This is a genomic window from Xenorhabdus sp. IM139775, assembly GCF_028598745.1.
GTDB lineage: Bacteria > Pseudomonadota > Gammaproteobacteria > Enterobacterales > Enterobacteriaceae > Xenorhabdus.
In genome coordinates, this window is sequence record NZ_JAQRFK010000016.1 from 44972 (window position 1) to 59801 (window position 14830).

General features: G+C 42.4%; 10 protein-coding genes. All 10 read right to left on the reverse strand.

Going from position 1 to position 14830, the window contains the following annotated elements:
- Positions 1-31: 31 nt before the first annotated feature.
- Positions 32-2440, reverse strand: coding sequence for a GNAT family N-acetyltransferase (locus tag PSI17_RS05820; protein WP_273551067.1), 2409 nt, complete (start codon positions 2438-2440; stop codon positions 32-34).
- A complete protein-coding gene (locus tag PSI17_RS05825) occupies positions 2440-3753 on the reverse strand; it encodes a lysine N(6)-hydroxylase/L-ornithine N(5)-oxygenase family protein (RefSeq protein ID WP_273551068.1) in 1314 nt (437 codons plus the stop codon). The genes PSI17_RS05820 and PSI17_RS05825 overlap by 1 nt, the downstream gene beginning before the upstream one ends.
- A gap of 57 nt (positions 3754-3810) precedes the next feature.
- Positions 3811-5343 carry a pyridoxal phosphate-dependent decarboxylase family protein gene (locus PSI17_RS05830; RefSeq protein WP_273551076.1) on the reverse strand — a complete coding sequence of 511 codons (1533 nt, stop codon included), beginning with the start codon at positions 5341-5343 and terminating at the stop codon, positions 3811-3813.
- 275 nt (positions 5344-5618) lie between these two features.
- Positions 5619-6386, reverse strand: a complete 768-nt coding sequence (gene fhuF, locus PSI17_RS05835) for a siderophore-iron reductase FhuF (RefSeq protein ID WP_273551069.1) — start codon at positions 6384-6386, stop codon at positions 5619-5621.
- Positions 6387-6475: 89 nt separating this feature from the next.
- Positions 6476-7291, reverse strand: a complete 816-nt coding sequence (locus PSI17_RS05840; RefSeq protein ID WP_273551070.1) for an ABC transporter ATP-binding protein — start codon at positions 7289-7291, stop codon at positions 6476-6478.
- Positions 7291-8337, reverse strand: a complete 1047-nt coding sequence (locus PSI17_RS05845; protein WP_337927204.1) for a FecCD family ABC transporter permease — start codon at positions 8335-8337, stop codon at positions 7291-7293. Before PSI17_RS05845 ends, PSI17_RS05840 begins: the two co-directional genes overlap by 1 nt.
- A 3-nt stretch (positions 8338-8340) precedes the next feature.
- Positions 8341-9351: a FecCD family ABC transporter permease gene (locus PSI17_RS05850; protein WP_273551072.1), complete on the reverse strand. Its 1011-nt coding sequence runs from the start codon at positions 9349-9351 to the stop codon at positions 8341-8343.
- Positions 9338-10381, reverse strand: coding sequence for an iron-siderophore ABC transporter substrate-binding protein (locus tag PSI17_RS05855; RefSeq protein ID WP_273551073.1), 1044 nt, complete (start codon positions 10379-10381; stop codon positions 9338-9340). Before PSI17_RS05855 ends, PSI17_RS05850 begins: the two co-directional genes overlap by 14 nt.
- A gap of 79 nt (positions 10382-10460) precedes the next feature.
- The gene (locus PSI17_RS05860) at positions 10461-12689 is read right to left on the reverse strand and encodes a TonB-dependent siderophore receptor (protein ID WP_443256006.1); all 2229 of its coding nucleotides are present in this window, start codon (positions 12687-12689) and stop codon (positions 10461-10463) included.
- 68 nt (positions 12690-12757) lie between these two features.
- Positions 12758-14596, reverse strand: a complete 1839-nt coding sequence (locus PSI17_RS05865) for an IucA/IucC family protein (protein ID WP_273551074.1) — start codon at positions 14594-14596, stop codon at positions 12758-12760.
- Positions 14597-14830: the final 234 nt, after the last annotated feature.

Here is a 14830-nt window from a genome sequence, read left to right on the forward strand (position 1 = left end):
TAAATATATTAAAGAAAAAATAACTTCTCAATCACATAATATTTTTAGATTTGTTAGTAAATTGAGCTATTGGATTCACTAAATTATCCGAAAACTTAAAACTTTGAGCCGGATCAGACAAATCAAGCATTTGACGATTATTAGCAATTTGCAGTCTATTCAAACAACAACGTTTAATTTCTGGGGTAAACAGATCATAACGCTCAAACTGTTGGCTAAATTTTGGATGCTGAGATTGGTAACTCAAAATACAATCTGCCACCCTCTGCCAAAATTGTGCTTGTGTATATTCTGCCTGCTCATCAAGAATTGCCGCCAGATAACGAAATACACCATCAAATACATCGGACAAAATTGTCAGTGTCTTCATTTCTTCCGGCATATTGACTTTCACTCGACTGGCCTTTTCTGGCAATTCTGCGTCAGGGTTCATGATCAGAATCTCTTCTGCCAAATCTTTCATAAAGATATATTGTGGAATGTGGTTTTCCAACACCATAATGATATTTTCGCCGTGCGGCATAAACATCAGGTCATAGGCATATAGGCAATGCAATAAGGGTACGAAATAGCAATTTAGATAACAACGAACCCATTCGTCAACTTGCAAACCGGATGCCGATATCAAGGCAGGTAAAAAAGCCTGTCCGCGTTGATCGCAATGTAATAATGCAGCCATCGTCATCACATTTTGCTCCGGCTCAATCAATTGCAATGGATTTTCTCTCCACAACGCCGCCATCATTTTCTTATAAGGTGTATCCCCTTGAATAGCTTGCTCATAATAACTGCTTCTGAACCCTATACTGGCGATTTCTCGCAAAATTCGGAAGCCACATCCTTGTAAAAATTCGTCTTTTTGTACCAAATCAAATAGCCAATCGTTGATACCGGGCGTTGTCGCCATGTAATAAGGAGATAATCCCCGCATAAATCCCATATTAAGGATGGAAAGAGCTGCTTTGACATAGTAACGTTGAGAATGACTACGATTAAACAGAGTTCGTATTGACTGCTGCGCCTGATAGACATCCGTTCCCTTGCCTAAATACACCAATTTCCGACTGGCAAGATCGTGAGCAAACACCGAAGGTAATTTATTTTGCCATTGCCACGGATGGAAAGGCATCAATAGGTATTCTTCCGGGTTCAGCCCCAACAAAATAAGTTGATGGTTAAATTTATCAATCTCAGGTTGCCCCAATTCCTGCTCTAGCAGTTGTTGGTAACTGAGTTGTTCAATGCAAGCAAAATGAGCCTTACTTTTATGGGCAGCCAACCATACCAAATATATTTCAGAAGCAGATTCAGGGCTAAAATTCTGGAAATCTTCTGCATCAAAACCAATACGCCCATTATTGGCAACAAAAATGGGATGTCCTTCCATCATTTCAGCTTCAATCGCCTGAAAATCGGCACTGACCAAATCTTCAACATTAATGCCATGACGATGATGCTTAAACGCGCTACTATGCAAAGTACTGGTCAGTTCTTCCAAATAAGTCGGCATCACGCTATCACTGATACCCAATTGCTTTTTAAACTCAATGACAAAAGTAATGAGATCGAGTTCAGCCCAATCCCCTGCTTGCATTTTTCGCAATGAATCAGCATCAATTAACCAATGATCCAAAGCTAATCTGCGTGCTCGAAAGTAATAGTTAACGGTGTATTCATGGTTATCTAAACGAAAACGGTGATAACCTTCTTGATCGGTTTCTTCTGTTACTTGCTCTGGAGACAATAAACCTTCATGGGCAAATTCTGAAATAGCTTTACGTAAGAGCAGACGATTAACTTTCTGCCAAATCGCCGGGTTTAAATGACTCACAAAAGAATGATTTTGATTTGTCAGTTCCGATAACTCATCTGTATTTAATGCCATTTGATGCTGTTCCCTCGTGCAAAATGCCAACCCCGCCATTTTATGTGGCAACTGAACGGTTCTTTCATAAACAAAACCAGCTCGTAAGTTGAGACGATGAATTTTTTCATTTCGTATATCCGGCTCAACGACAATTCGTTTAGTCGCAGGATGGCTGAAAATAAAAGCAATCACTGTCTGGAAAATTCCCCACGTAAACTGCCTGATTTTTCGTTCTGACGGGGCAACCAGAATATGCATTCCCATATCATCAGCACGAGCTGGATAATATTTTCCTATCGGATCTTCTTGTGCACGGTAGCATTCCAATAAAAATGCAGGTTGTCCTTGATACACTCCAATGAAGACAGAATCAGGCTGACGAGTAAGCAGATCTTGATAAAAATCACCAACTTGTTGTTTAGTTTGCCCCTGCATTCCCCAATAATAGGCATAATCCCGATTAACCCAATCAGTAATAATTGCAATATCATCTGCCAAGGTTAGTGGACGCAAGGAAAATGTTCCTAATTCAGGAAACGTTTTTTCAAATAATACGGTAGCAACAGTAGACATCAGATATCCTCTTCACTAACAACACCAAATTGTTGGAATGCAATGCTTTTCTCTATCACATAATGTTCATTTCCCGTGATTTCTTGGAGTAAACGGGAATTTCGATAGCATGCCATGCCCAAATCAGGTGTCACAAAACCGTGAGTATGGAGTTCAACATTCTGTACGAAGATTTCATTGTTACGGTCAATGCTATAATTGCGTTGAACGTCATAGCGCCTTTTTCCATCCCAACGAATAAGATGCCGTATACCCTCAATAAAATCAGGCGGTTGATATTGATAACCTGTAGCAAGCACAAGACCTTCTGTTACCAAAGAAAATTCGGTTTCCTGCTCTTGCTGGAATAAATCCAGTACTAATTTTTCTGCTGTATCTGAACCTGTTGCTATATGACGTACTTGCCTTAATTCACTATTGGTATACAACGCGGCATTCAATTTCCCATTCAGCCGCTTGGTATACATTAAATCGAAAATTTCATTGATGAGTGAGCTGTTAATACCTTTGTACAGCGATTTTTGCGTACGATTCAGTGCATCACGCTTGTTTTCTGGCAAACCATAGAAGTAATCCACATATTCAGGTGATGTCATTTCCAATGTTAGCTTGGTATATTCGAGAGGGAAGAAACGCTGGGAACGAGTTACCCAATTGAGCTGATAGCCGTAAGTATCAATGTCCCCAAGCAAATCATAAAAAATTTCTGCGGCACTCTGCCCACTTCCCAACACGGTGATAGACTTTTTCTTCTGTAAGGCGGATTTATTTTCTAAATAATTTCCTGACGTTGCTATCCATTGGGTAAAAGGTTTACAGCATTTTGGAATATAAGAGGAAGGGCCTGTCCCCAATACTAGCTTTTTGCAAAAGAACGCCTGTTTTTTTCCCGTTATTGTATCTGTACAGTGCAAGACATAATGCGAAGCTGCGGCGTCATGACTGATACTTTCAACCCGGGTATTAAAACGCAGGTTAGACAACTGCTCTGCTGCCCACTGACAATATTGGTTATATTCTTTGCGCATCAGGAAAAAACTTTCCCGAATGTAGAAGGAATAGATACGGCCTTTCTGCTTGATATAATTGAGGAAACTCAATGGATGTGTCGGCGATGCCAATGTTACCAAATCCGCCATAAAGGGCGTTTGCATTGTTGAATTTTCCAACATCATGCCCGGATGCCAATCAAAAGCGGGTTTCTGATCAATAAACAGGCTGCTAACTCCTTGTATCGGCTGTACTAAACAGGCTAATCCCAGATTAAATGGGCCAATTCCAATCGCAATAAAATCATAAACCTTGGTTGTCATAATCACTCCTCATCAATGCCATTTATTTGGAAAACAACTTAATTTGAAAAATAACAATTATTGTTTTCCAACGAATTCATTACTGGAGAACACAATATCTGTCAGTAACAGATTTCCCTGCGTAACTATCTCATCCACAATTTCTTGCAAGTGCTGCTGAGTCGTTGCTGGATTCAGGAAAGTAAATTTCAGATATTGCTTTCCCTCGATTTTTGTTCCGGCAATAATGCAATTTCCTTCTCTAAGCAACGCCTTACGAATATCAGCATTGAGACGATCAAGACTTTCATCAGAGAGTGGTTGCATTGGCATAAAGCGGAAAACCAATGTACTCAACACAGGTTGATGAACGAGTTCAAAACAAGCGTATTCACTCATCAAACGAAATGCGGCCTGCGCCGTATCCAGTACCTTGTCAAATGCCTGACCAAGTTGTTTAGCCCCCATAATTCGCAAAGTCAGCCACATTTTCAGGGCATCAAAACGACGGGTCGTTTGAATACTTTTATTCACCAGATTGGGGGTGCCTTCCTGAACTGCGCTCAAAGGATTCAAATATTCTGCGTGGTAAGTCAGGTGGGAGAAATGTTGTTTATTTTTGATAAAAAAGGCACTGCAACTCACTGGCTGGAAAAAAGATTTATGGTAATCCACTGTGACAGAATCTGCCCGTTCTATCCCCTGAAGCAAATGCGCATGGCGGGATGAAACTAATAACCCACCGCCATAAGCTGCATCAACATGCAACCATACCCTATACTGTTGTGCCAGATCAGCAATCACAGGCAATGGATCAATACTACCGAAATCCGTTGTACCTGCCGTTGCTACAATGGCAAAAGGAATATTTCCTTCCTCAAGACATTGTCTGATAGACGCTTCCAACTTCTGAGGCGACATACAAAATTCATGATCATGCGGAACCGAAATAACAGAGTGATAGCCTAATCCCAGTATTGCTGCTGCTTTCTGCGTGCTGAAATGGCTAACAGATGAAGTGAATATACGCAATTTATGAAAATCAGCCGGCAAACCATGCAACTGATTTTTATGTTTTGGATTACGCTGATGACAAAACCAATCCCGTGCCAATAACATCGCCATCAAATTTGATTGGGTTCCCCCACTCGTGAATATTCCATCGGCTTCTTTTCCCAACCCTAATTTATCCAGCGTCCAATCAAGGATTTTTTGTTCTATCAATGTCCCACCAGCACTTTGATCCCATGTATCTACTGATGAATTAATAGCGCCGATTATTGTTTCCGCAATCACGGCAGGTAAGACAAGTGGACAATTGAGGTGAGCGACATATTTAGGATGATGAAAATAAACCGCATCTTTAATATAAAGATGTTCTAATTCATCCAAAGCCAGCTCCCAAGAATCCAATGGATTATCCAGATTGATACTGGAGAATCGTGGTGATAGTTCATTGGGAAGGACGCCACTAAATGGTTTGTTTGTCTGTCGTAATATTCTCTTGATCTTAACAATAACCTCACAAGCATTTTCTAAATAATGCTCGGCATTATCCTCATTAAACAAATATTGATAAAAATGGCCATCTTCTAAATAACCACTTCCCATTAAAGGTGTCTTTTTAGCCAACAGCTCGGCAATAATTTGAACTTTGTCAGGCATTATATATCCTTAATTTTTATATTATCTATCTTTCTAGTTATCAATTTTCTGGCTGTAATCCTAAGATCATTTAATATCCATATAAAATATCTCAGGTAATTGCTCGACATTATCTTTGAAACATTAAGTACCCTCATTAACTAATGAAGGTCAGGATATATCATCAATCCATAATGATTTTTTATTTTTGTAATCAATAGATATCGTTGGGTTTTGACTATTTATGCCGTCGATTCAAGAGGACAGTCGTGACAATTTCCTACTCCGGGCAGTTTATTTCTTTGGCAGCAACAGCGGCGTTGTATGACATCATTTTTCATAATCACAGTACGATAAAGCGGGTTATCCCTGCCATCAGGCAGAGTTTGTGCAAAGAAAAGATTCTGGATTAATGTATCATATTGTTCTTTATCCATTCTTTTTTTAAAGTTATTTAAGTACCAATGCATGACATAACCAATGTTATTCCACAATAAACGTCCATTTATTCCTCGATAAGACTCAATTTTCTCACACACAGGCATAATGTGCCGGTCTAGCATAGAGTGATAACGTTCCAATAAAGACACTGATTCATCTAACCATGTTAATTGATAATAAACAACATTTGGCCTGCCTGTTTCATGAAACTCAATTTGAAAAAGGTTATGATCTGTATCAACAGCCTGCGGATATTCCAATAACATCAGCATCATTGGCGGAACAATTAAGCCAAAATACCACTGAGCCCATAAAGAATAAAGTCCTTTATGATTTGGCTTTAATTCATTGTGGCTATAATATGAATTCTGGTAACTTTTCATCAATAATGAGAAATTTTCATCATTCGACCATTGATAAAACCGCATACTTTCCAACGGAATATTTTTTGAGTTTATTTTTATTGATGAATTAAAATGACTAAATGCGCCATCAAATAGGTTAGTGATATCTTCAATCGTTACTTCAGATGCTACCTTAATAGAATTTTGATTATTTTCATTTGTCATTCCATGCTCTCCTGTCGCCTATTATCAACCTTAACCTATACCTAATAAACTTCAAGTTGCACCTTCAAGTACGATAAGTATATATTCTATCATTCATTGATTTTATATTTAGGGATAATCAATGGCTTATTGGATTCAGGATCACGAATAATCCGGCATGCCAAACCAAATACATCAGCAATATTCTGTACTGTGACAATTTCCTCCGGGACACCTTCAGCACAAATTTGCCCCTCTTTCATCATAATCAGACGTGAGGCATAGCGCAGGGCCAAGTTAATATCATGCAAAACCAATACCAGCGTTTTACCTTGCCGATGCAGGCTCTGACAAAGGTCAAGCAGTTCAATCTGGTGAGAAATATCCAAATACGTGGTTGGTTCATCTAGCAAAATAATCGGGGTCTGCTGTGCCAGTGTCATGGCAAACCACGCACGCTGACGCTGGCCTCCAGACAGTTCACTCACTAAACTTTGCGACATATCCCATAAATCCACCGCTTTCAGCGCGTCATTAACCACTTTTTCATCTTCTGCCGACCATTGGTGCAGGAAAGATTGATAAGGATAGCGCCCACGAGAAACAAGATCATAAATGGTCAGTGCCTCAGTGATCGCAGCCCCTTGCGTCAGCAATGATAACTCGCGCGCCACTGATTTAGGTTTATAACGGTGGATATTGGCTCCGTCCAGCAAAACTTCACCACGTTGAGGCTGCATACTGCGACTGATCGCTCGCAGTAGTGTTGATTTCCCACATCCATTCGGGCCAATAATGACACTGAACTCACCGTCATGAATGGCAAGGTTAATGCCGTTAATAATGGTTTTTTTACCATATGCCAGTGAAAGATCATGGGCTTTTAACCGTGAAGCCACTTCTGGGGAATAAGCATCCGATGACATTATCGCGTTCTCCTTAATTCGGCATACAGTAAATACATCAAATAGACGCCACCAACTACCGCCGTGATCACACCGACCGGCAAACGCGCTGTCGTTGGCAATAACAAAGTGATTAAATCAGAAACCAGCATCAGCAAAGCGCCCACCAGTGCAGTACAGAATAGTGCAGAACCTTTATTCCGTACCAGCCGGCGGGCAATTTGGGGGGCAGATAAAGCGATAAATGCAACTGGCCCGACAACCAATACCGACATGGTGGCAAAAGTCACGGCCAGTAATATGCTGGTTATCTGGATAAGGCGCACAGGTACGCCAAGGGTATTGGCGATATCATTGCCCAAATGGATATAATTCAATTGCCTGCCTAGCCAAAATAAAACAGGAATAAACAATACCATGCCGCTAATCAGTACCACATTTTGCCAGTTCTGGCTGGCAAGGCTGCCCCTCAATAATGCTTTCAGTTGTTGAGCTTGCTCAAGGCGGATATTCGAAGAGGCAAATTCAACAACAGCCGTGCACAGTGCAGCAATCGCAATTCCCGAAATAATGATCTTGTTAGCCTGCATATTTCCAATGCCGGCACCACTACCGAGATAGATTAACAATACGGCAATGATAGCGCCTGATAATGCTCCCACTGGAACAGGCAATACATCAGGCCAAACAACCATTGCCATGACGATACCGACTGCCGCCCCGCCGTTAACACCGATAATATCTGGGCTACCCAGTGCATTACGGATCGTAAGCTGAAACAGGGAACCAGAAAGTGCCAATGTTATTCCGGCTCCGATTGCGACTAAGGCTCTCGGTAAGCGGATCTCTGTTAAGATAAAGGCTTGATAAACGGTTTCGGTCAGTAGAAAAGGATTATCCATCCCTTCCCTGCCCATTGCTAAAGAGAGATAAAAAAGCCCTACCATCAGCAGCAACATGGAAAAAACGATCCTGCTGACCTGCCATGCAGGTGCAATAAAAACCGTATTTCCCATCTTAAATGTTTTAGTTTTTGGTTGTCTCACCGGAGAATGAATCAATGTCATCATTTACCCCGCCATCATCTTTTGGGCGCGGCTTTTCGCCACCAGATAAAGTAGAGGTGCCCCAATACTCGCCGTAATAATGCCAACCATGATTTCTTCCGGCGCTATCAGTAATCGGGCAACGACATCGGATATCAACAGCAAACAAGCGCCAGCAAGCAGGCAATAAGGCAGCAACCAGCGAAAATCATTACCCACCAGCGCCCGCATTAAATGAGGTGCGGCCAGGCCAACAAAAGCAATTGGCCCCGCCATTGCTGTCGCCGCCGCCGCTAACATGGTGGCAGTCAGCAAAGACAAGATTCGGGTTCTGGCAACATTAGCCCCCAATGAACCCGCAATCCCTTCGCCAAAAACCATCACATTCAGGGAAGCTCCCAGGGAAAGCGCCAATATCACGGCCAATAACAAATACGGGATCAACAAACTGGCTTCACTTAATGACATGGAGCTTAATGAACCAATCGACCAAAAACGATAATTGTCCATCATCTGTGGATACAGCAAGATGACGCCTTGCACCAGTGCAAACAGGCAAGTATTAATGGCCGCGCCAGTTAAAACCAATCGGACGGGGTTGGTATTACGTGATCCACCACTGAGCAGGTAAAACAAAAAAGTAGACAGACTTGCACCGATAAATGCGGTCCAGAATCGAGGTATTTCCTCTACAACCGGAATAAAGGAGAAACAGACCACTGTCGCCGCAGCGCCCGCATTGACACCCAACAAGCCGGGATCGCCCAGTGGATTGCGCAATAATCCTTGTGTGACCGCCCCCGCTAATGCCAGCGCTGCCCCCGCCATTAGCCCAATCAGTGTGCGTGGTTCACGCGTATTGATCACTAAATCGTAATAACTGCCACTCTCTCCCAACCAATAATGGTGCCAAACGGCTGACAGCGGCAATGATTTGGAACCCAGACTTAAGCTGGCAGCAATGCAAAAACAAGTCAGTACGACCATGAATACTAACCCCAAAATAAGGGCGATCCGCCGTTTAGGGTTCATCATGTTTTGCTATCTCCTGCTTCAATAATTCCTGTTTTAATAGCGGCATAAATTTCGGCAATCCCCAGCGTAAACTCAGCGGAGAGCCATAGGACATGGACATGACAATTGACTGATCGGTCAACGGAATATATCCCCCCCGCTTAACCGCACGAATGGAACGAAATAAAGGTCGGGCTTCCGTCTCTTGACGCTCTTTTTCACTGTTATACCAAGTGACCAGTATATCTGCGCCATTCAGTAAGTCAGCGTTCTCCAAACCGATATTGGCGGCAAAATTGCCGAAAGGGGCGGTCAACGTATCCACCAATGACAGCAGGGATAAACCAAGGTGTACCAACGTATCAACACGAGGGTCGTTTTTAACGTAGATCGATAAGGTATTACTGGTTGTTCCCGCTTTAATATAAGCAAAATGATAACGTGCAATATTCGGGATAGTGTTTCCTGCCTGAGTCAGCATATTATCCAGTTCAGCAATCAGTTTTTTACCTTGTTCTGTTTTATCCAACACTTGCGCTACCAGCGTAATCTGTTGCCGTGGTGTTGTTTGCCACGGTTTTTCTGGATAGGCAATGACCGGTACAAAATGGGATAAGTGATCGTAATTTTCCTGCGTAATACCCGATTGCGTTGCCAGAATCAGATCCGGTTGCATATTGATGATTTTTTCAACATCCAATTCAGGATACATTTCAATAATGGCAGGCAATGTTGCGCCACGACGTTCGATCTCTTCCCTAAACCACGGCAAATAGCCTTCGGGATCGCCACCCCAGCGATGGGACTCAATACCAATGGGGATAATGCCCAAATCCAATAAGATATCTTCTGATCCCGTTCCCAATGCCACAATCCGTTGCGGCGGTTGGTTAATCACCGCCGTGCCCAGCACGGTGGTGACTGTTTTCGGGTAACCAACGGTATTCGTCGGTAATTTGCCTGGCGTTGTCGCGTGATCACAACCTGCCAGCAAACTCACCAGTAATATCAACGGTACGGCGATCCGCATTTTGCAACGTGTCAAAGCCATTGCCTGCCACCCTTTACTGCTTGTTGCTTAACTTGTTGCCCAAATAGATAAAAATACATTGTCGCCGTCCGTGATTTAGTTAGAACTTGTAACTCAAGGTTGCTTCGACGTTACGTGGTGCACCATAGTAGTACTGGGTGTAACTCCCAAACGAGGTATAGTATTTCTTGTCAAACAGGTTATTCAGCTTCACCATCAGGGAGAGATCCGGTGTGAATTGATAACGTCCCATCAAGTTAACGGTAGCAAAACTGCTTTGGCCATCCTGATGTTTTCCTTTAGGGCTACTCAGCTCCCGACGTGTTTTACCCTGCCAGTTAATACCGCCACCCAACGTTAAATCGTTCATCATGCCCGGCAAGGTATAAGTCGTGAATAATTTGAATAAACGATTCGGGTCTTCCGTATTAGTGCGCTTACCGCCTGGCATGGTGGCACGGAATTGGGTGTAACCCGCATAAATACGCCAATCATCGGTAATTTGTCCGCTGACTTCCGCTTCAAAACCCCGGGTTTTTACGCCATTAGTGGCATAATAGACTCTGGTATTTTTAGGAATTCCAGCCGCTAACGGTTTTTTAGAATTATCTTCCGCCGTGTAGTTATTTTGGCGGATTTCAAAGAGTGCCAATGAATAATCAAGGCCGTTATCAAAGGCCACACCTTTCAAACCCAGCTCATAATTTTCGCCTGAAACTGGTTTAAGCAGTTGGTTATTGCGATTGATTCGGCTTTCTGGATCAAAAATTTTGGTATAACTGCCATAAACAGCGAAATCTTGTGTAATGTTGTAAACCAATCCACCATATGGCACAACTTCATGTTTATAGTCTGCATTTTGTGGTGTACCAAAACTATCACCACGGGTTTTCCAAGAGGTGACTCGTCCACCGAGGATCAATGTCACAGGATCTGCCAGAGAGAGTTGAGTGACGGCATAACCGGCGGTTTGTTCGATATAACCATCAGATCCGGTTGTTCTCTGTTGACTCCAAGTTGGTTCGGCATACCCCCATGAAGAGCGAGTAAAATCACCTAAGTATTTACAATTATTTCTTTTCCCTGTACTCGCCTGATCTTTTTGGTCTGGATTTTTCTCAAGCATACAGTTGGCATTATAATAATCATTCTGGAAATTCTGCTTTTGGTAATTCAAGCCAAAGCTGGCGTGATGGGTACGACCCAATAACCCATAGTCACCATTGAGTTGTAAATCAAAATTACGCTGGCGACGAGCTCCATCAATCAAGGTCATATTACCCGGATACATTCCCTCATTAGTGACACGATCAGGATATCCCGTTGCCCATAATACTTTCTGATCAAGCGTGTTGCTGTCATAAGTAAAAGTGCCTTTCACGCTCCAGCCATTATCAAATTTGTGCTGCAAGCTGGTAAAAGCAGAGAACGACCGTACCTTAGAGAATGCCCAATCAGGTGCATAGCTGTTACTGCGTTTGTAATGACTTTTGCTGCCATCGTTAAAATAAATCGGCAAGCCACCAAACATCCCACCACGGGTATGGTTGATTTGGTAATCAGTCCCAATGGATAACAAGGTATTCTCTGTCAAATCGGCTTCCAGAATGCCGTAGAAAGGATATTTTTCATGTTTGTCACGGTCAATAAATGAATTGGAACGCTCATAGGCGGTGACAAAACGTCCCCTGATTGTCCCGTTTTCATTTAATGGGCCAGATAAATCAAGGCTAGTTCGCCATTTATCCCAAGAACCGCCCCCCAACGTAGCTTCACCACGAAAATCACGGGTCGGACGTTTGCGGATCACGTTCACTGCCGCAGAAGGCGTACCCGGCCCGACCATTAAGCCCGCAGCACCACGCACCACTTCAAGGCGATCAATGATGACCGTATCCAGCAGGTTATCGCCATAGTTAAAACGAATGTCGTAAAAAGTCGGGACACCATCACGCAACATATTTCTGACCGTCATTCCTCTTGAAGAGAAAGTGAAACGATCGCTGTCGGCCTGATGGACGGTCATACCTGTGATACTGTCGATGGCACTTTTCACGCTATTTAGATTTTCATCCAGCATACGTTGCTTGGTCATGACGCTGACGCTTTGCGGTGTTTCACGCGCAGATAAATTCAACCCTGTCGATGTCACCATCGAAGAGGTGTTATACATGCCGGTGTCTTCCGTGATACCTTCATGTTCCGACGATATGGGTGCTGCCGTTACGATAATTTTATCGTTCTTTCCTTGTGTTTCCTCTGCCATCGCCACACTATTTCCCGCCAAAATCAGCGGGATTATCAAAGAAAGCACGGTTCTTTTGGTCAAATGATTCTGTTGCAAAATTGAATTTGTCACTCTATTTATCCCGTTACCAAAATGATTTGTTGTTATATTTACCTTGATATTTCCATCATTACATCTGCCTCAAATACGACAGAGTACCTTTCTCGCAAAGCGTGAAGCGGGTTCACTAAGGTTCCGGCAAATTTCAGATTCTTTTCGCGATCATCCAGATCGATCATCTGTTGGTTATTCGCCATTTGCAGGCGATTCAGACAAGTACGGACAAAATCGTGCTTAAACAGATCAAATTTGCGGAATTTTTCTATCTGATGCCGATGTTGTGATTGATAGCTGTGAACACAGTGGGCAACCAATTCCCAAAAACGGGCTTCTGACAAGGCTGAGTGTTTTTGCAACAACGGAACCAAATAGCGGAAGAAACAGTCAAAGATATCGAGGAAGATATAGTTGATCTTCATCTCATCCTTGATGGTGACATGCAGGAAACGCATCTCTTCGGGCAATTCAAGATCGCCATTCAAAATGGCAATTTCTTCGCCAATATCTTTCATCAGCATTTTTACCGGTACATTGTTTTCCAGTATCAGCATCAAGTTTTCACCATGTGGCATAAAGACCAAATCGTAGGTGAAGAAAGAACGCAACAGTGGAGAAAGGTAAGCATCCAGATAGCGTGATACCCAATCTTCCACGGATAGACCTGAATCTTGAACTAAAGCAGCAACAACCGAATCACCTTCTCGGTCAATATGTAACAGTGAAGCCATAGTCATTAGGCGTTGACTCTCTTTCAGGATAGTCATGGGGCTTTCACGCCATAGTGCAGACAGCATTTTTTTATGCGGGTTATCCTTCTTGATGGCGGATTCAAAGTAGTGGTTGAAATAACCCATTGCTGCCCGTTCCCTCAATATAGTGAAACCCTTTTGCTGGAAGAAGGGATCAGCTTCAATCAAGTGACCAAGCCACTCATTGACTTGTGGAGTCGTTACCATACTGTGTGGATCTAATCCGCGCATAAATCCCATATTGAGGACTGATAATGCGGTTTTCACATAATTTTTCTTCGGCTGGCTGATATTGAAAAATGTGCGAATAGACTGTTGGGCCAAATAACGGTCATGACCTTCACCCAAGTAAACAATTTCCTGTTTGGCAATATCTGCAGCGAAGCTAATGGCAATACGGTGCTTCCATTGCCAAGGGTGTAGAGGCATCAGATAATAATCAGACAGCATTAATCCTAATGACTGCATTTGCCGCTCAAATTGAGCGGGCAAATATTTATCTAATTCTTCTGCTATTAACGTTGAGTAAGAGAGAGAAGAGAGTGCAGAGAAAATGGTTTTATTTCGATGTACTGCAATCCAGATTAATGTTACTGGATGGGCGCTTTCTGGTGCGTAATCCAAATAGTCATCAGCATCAAAACCAATTCGTCCATTATTGGCAATAAAGACAGGATGCCCCTCGTTCATTGATGTTTCTACCGTCTGATAATCTGCTTGAGTCAAATCCTGTGCAGTCAGTCGGTTTTTTTGATATTTAAAGGCATGACCATAGAGGGTACTGGAAATTTCATCGAGATAAATTGGCAGTAACTTCTCAGAAATATCCAGCAATGGGCGCAGTTCAATAATCAATTCGATAGCATCCAGCGGTTGAAGCTGACCATAGCTAAATTTGGATATTGACGCAACATCAATATCCAAGTGATCAAGCTGGTAGGCTTGTGCTTGAAAATAGTATTGAAAATTATCCAGCTCAATAGCGTAGTTTTGCCCTTCACCATCATGGACTGGGGTAATCAGTTTTTCGTGACAAAGTTCGCGCAATATTTTTGCTACAAGATGTCGATTGGCATGCAGCCAATTTTCCTTAGTTAAATGGGAGGCTTGATACCCCCAACAAGTATTCAACGAACGCATTTAATAAAGCCCTTTCATCCATATTCTGCATACCCCTGTTTCCATACAAGAACACGGCTAACGGGGTGATACATTTCTATATAAATTTCTGGATATCACTATCCAATTAATGGGGTATTAATTTTGGCTCACGAAAATTATGGTCTTTCTTCTTTGTTTAGTTAAATGATAATTAAAACCATTACCATTAACAACCACAAAAAAAGTAAATTTTTTAGGGGATTTAGCCAATTT

Bases quoted from the DNA above. Each gene is read 5' to 3' on its own strand.
- PSI17_RS05820 (WP_273551067.1), bottom strand. From the start codon at position 2,440: ATGTCTACTGTTGCTACCGTATTATTTGAAAAAACGTTTCCTGAATTA.
- PSI17_RS05825 (WP_273551068.1), bottom strand. From the start codon at position 3,753: ATGACAACCAAGGTTTATGATTTTATTGCGATTGGAATTGGCCCATTT.
- PSI17_RS05830 (WP_273551076.1), bottom strand. From the start codon at position 5,343: ATGGGAAGTGGTTATTTAGAAGATGGCCATTTTTATCAATATTTGTTT.
- fhuF (WP_273551069.1), bottom strand. From the start codon at position 6,386: ATGACAAATGAAAATAATCAAAATTCTATTAAGGTAGCATCTGAAGTA.
- PSI17_RS05840 (WP_273551070.1), bottom strand. From the start codon at position 7,291: ATGTCATCGGATGCTTATTCCCCAGAAGTGGCTTCACGGTTAAAAGCC.
- PSI17_RS05845 (WP_337927204.1), bottom strand. From the start codon at position 8,337: ATGACATTGATTCATTCTCCGGTGAGACAACCAAAAACTAAAACATTT.
- PSI17_RS05850 (WP_273551072.1), bottom strand. From the start codon at position 9,351: ATGATGAACCCTAAACGGCGGATCGCCCTTATTTTGGGGTTAGTATTC.
- PSI17_RS05855 (WP_273551073.1), bottom strand. From the start codon at position 10,381: ATGGCTTTGACACGTTGCAAAATGCGGATCGCCGTACCGTTGATATTA.
- PSI17_RS05865 (WP_273551074.1), bottom strand. From the start codon at position 14,596: ATGCGTTCGTTGAATACTTGTTGGGGGTATCAAGCCTCCCATTTAACT.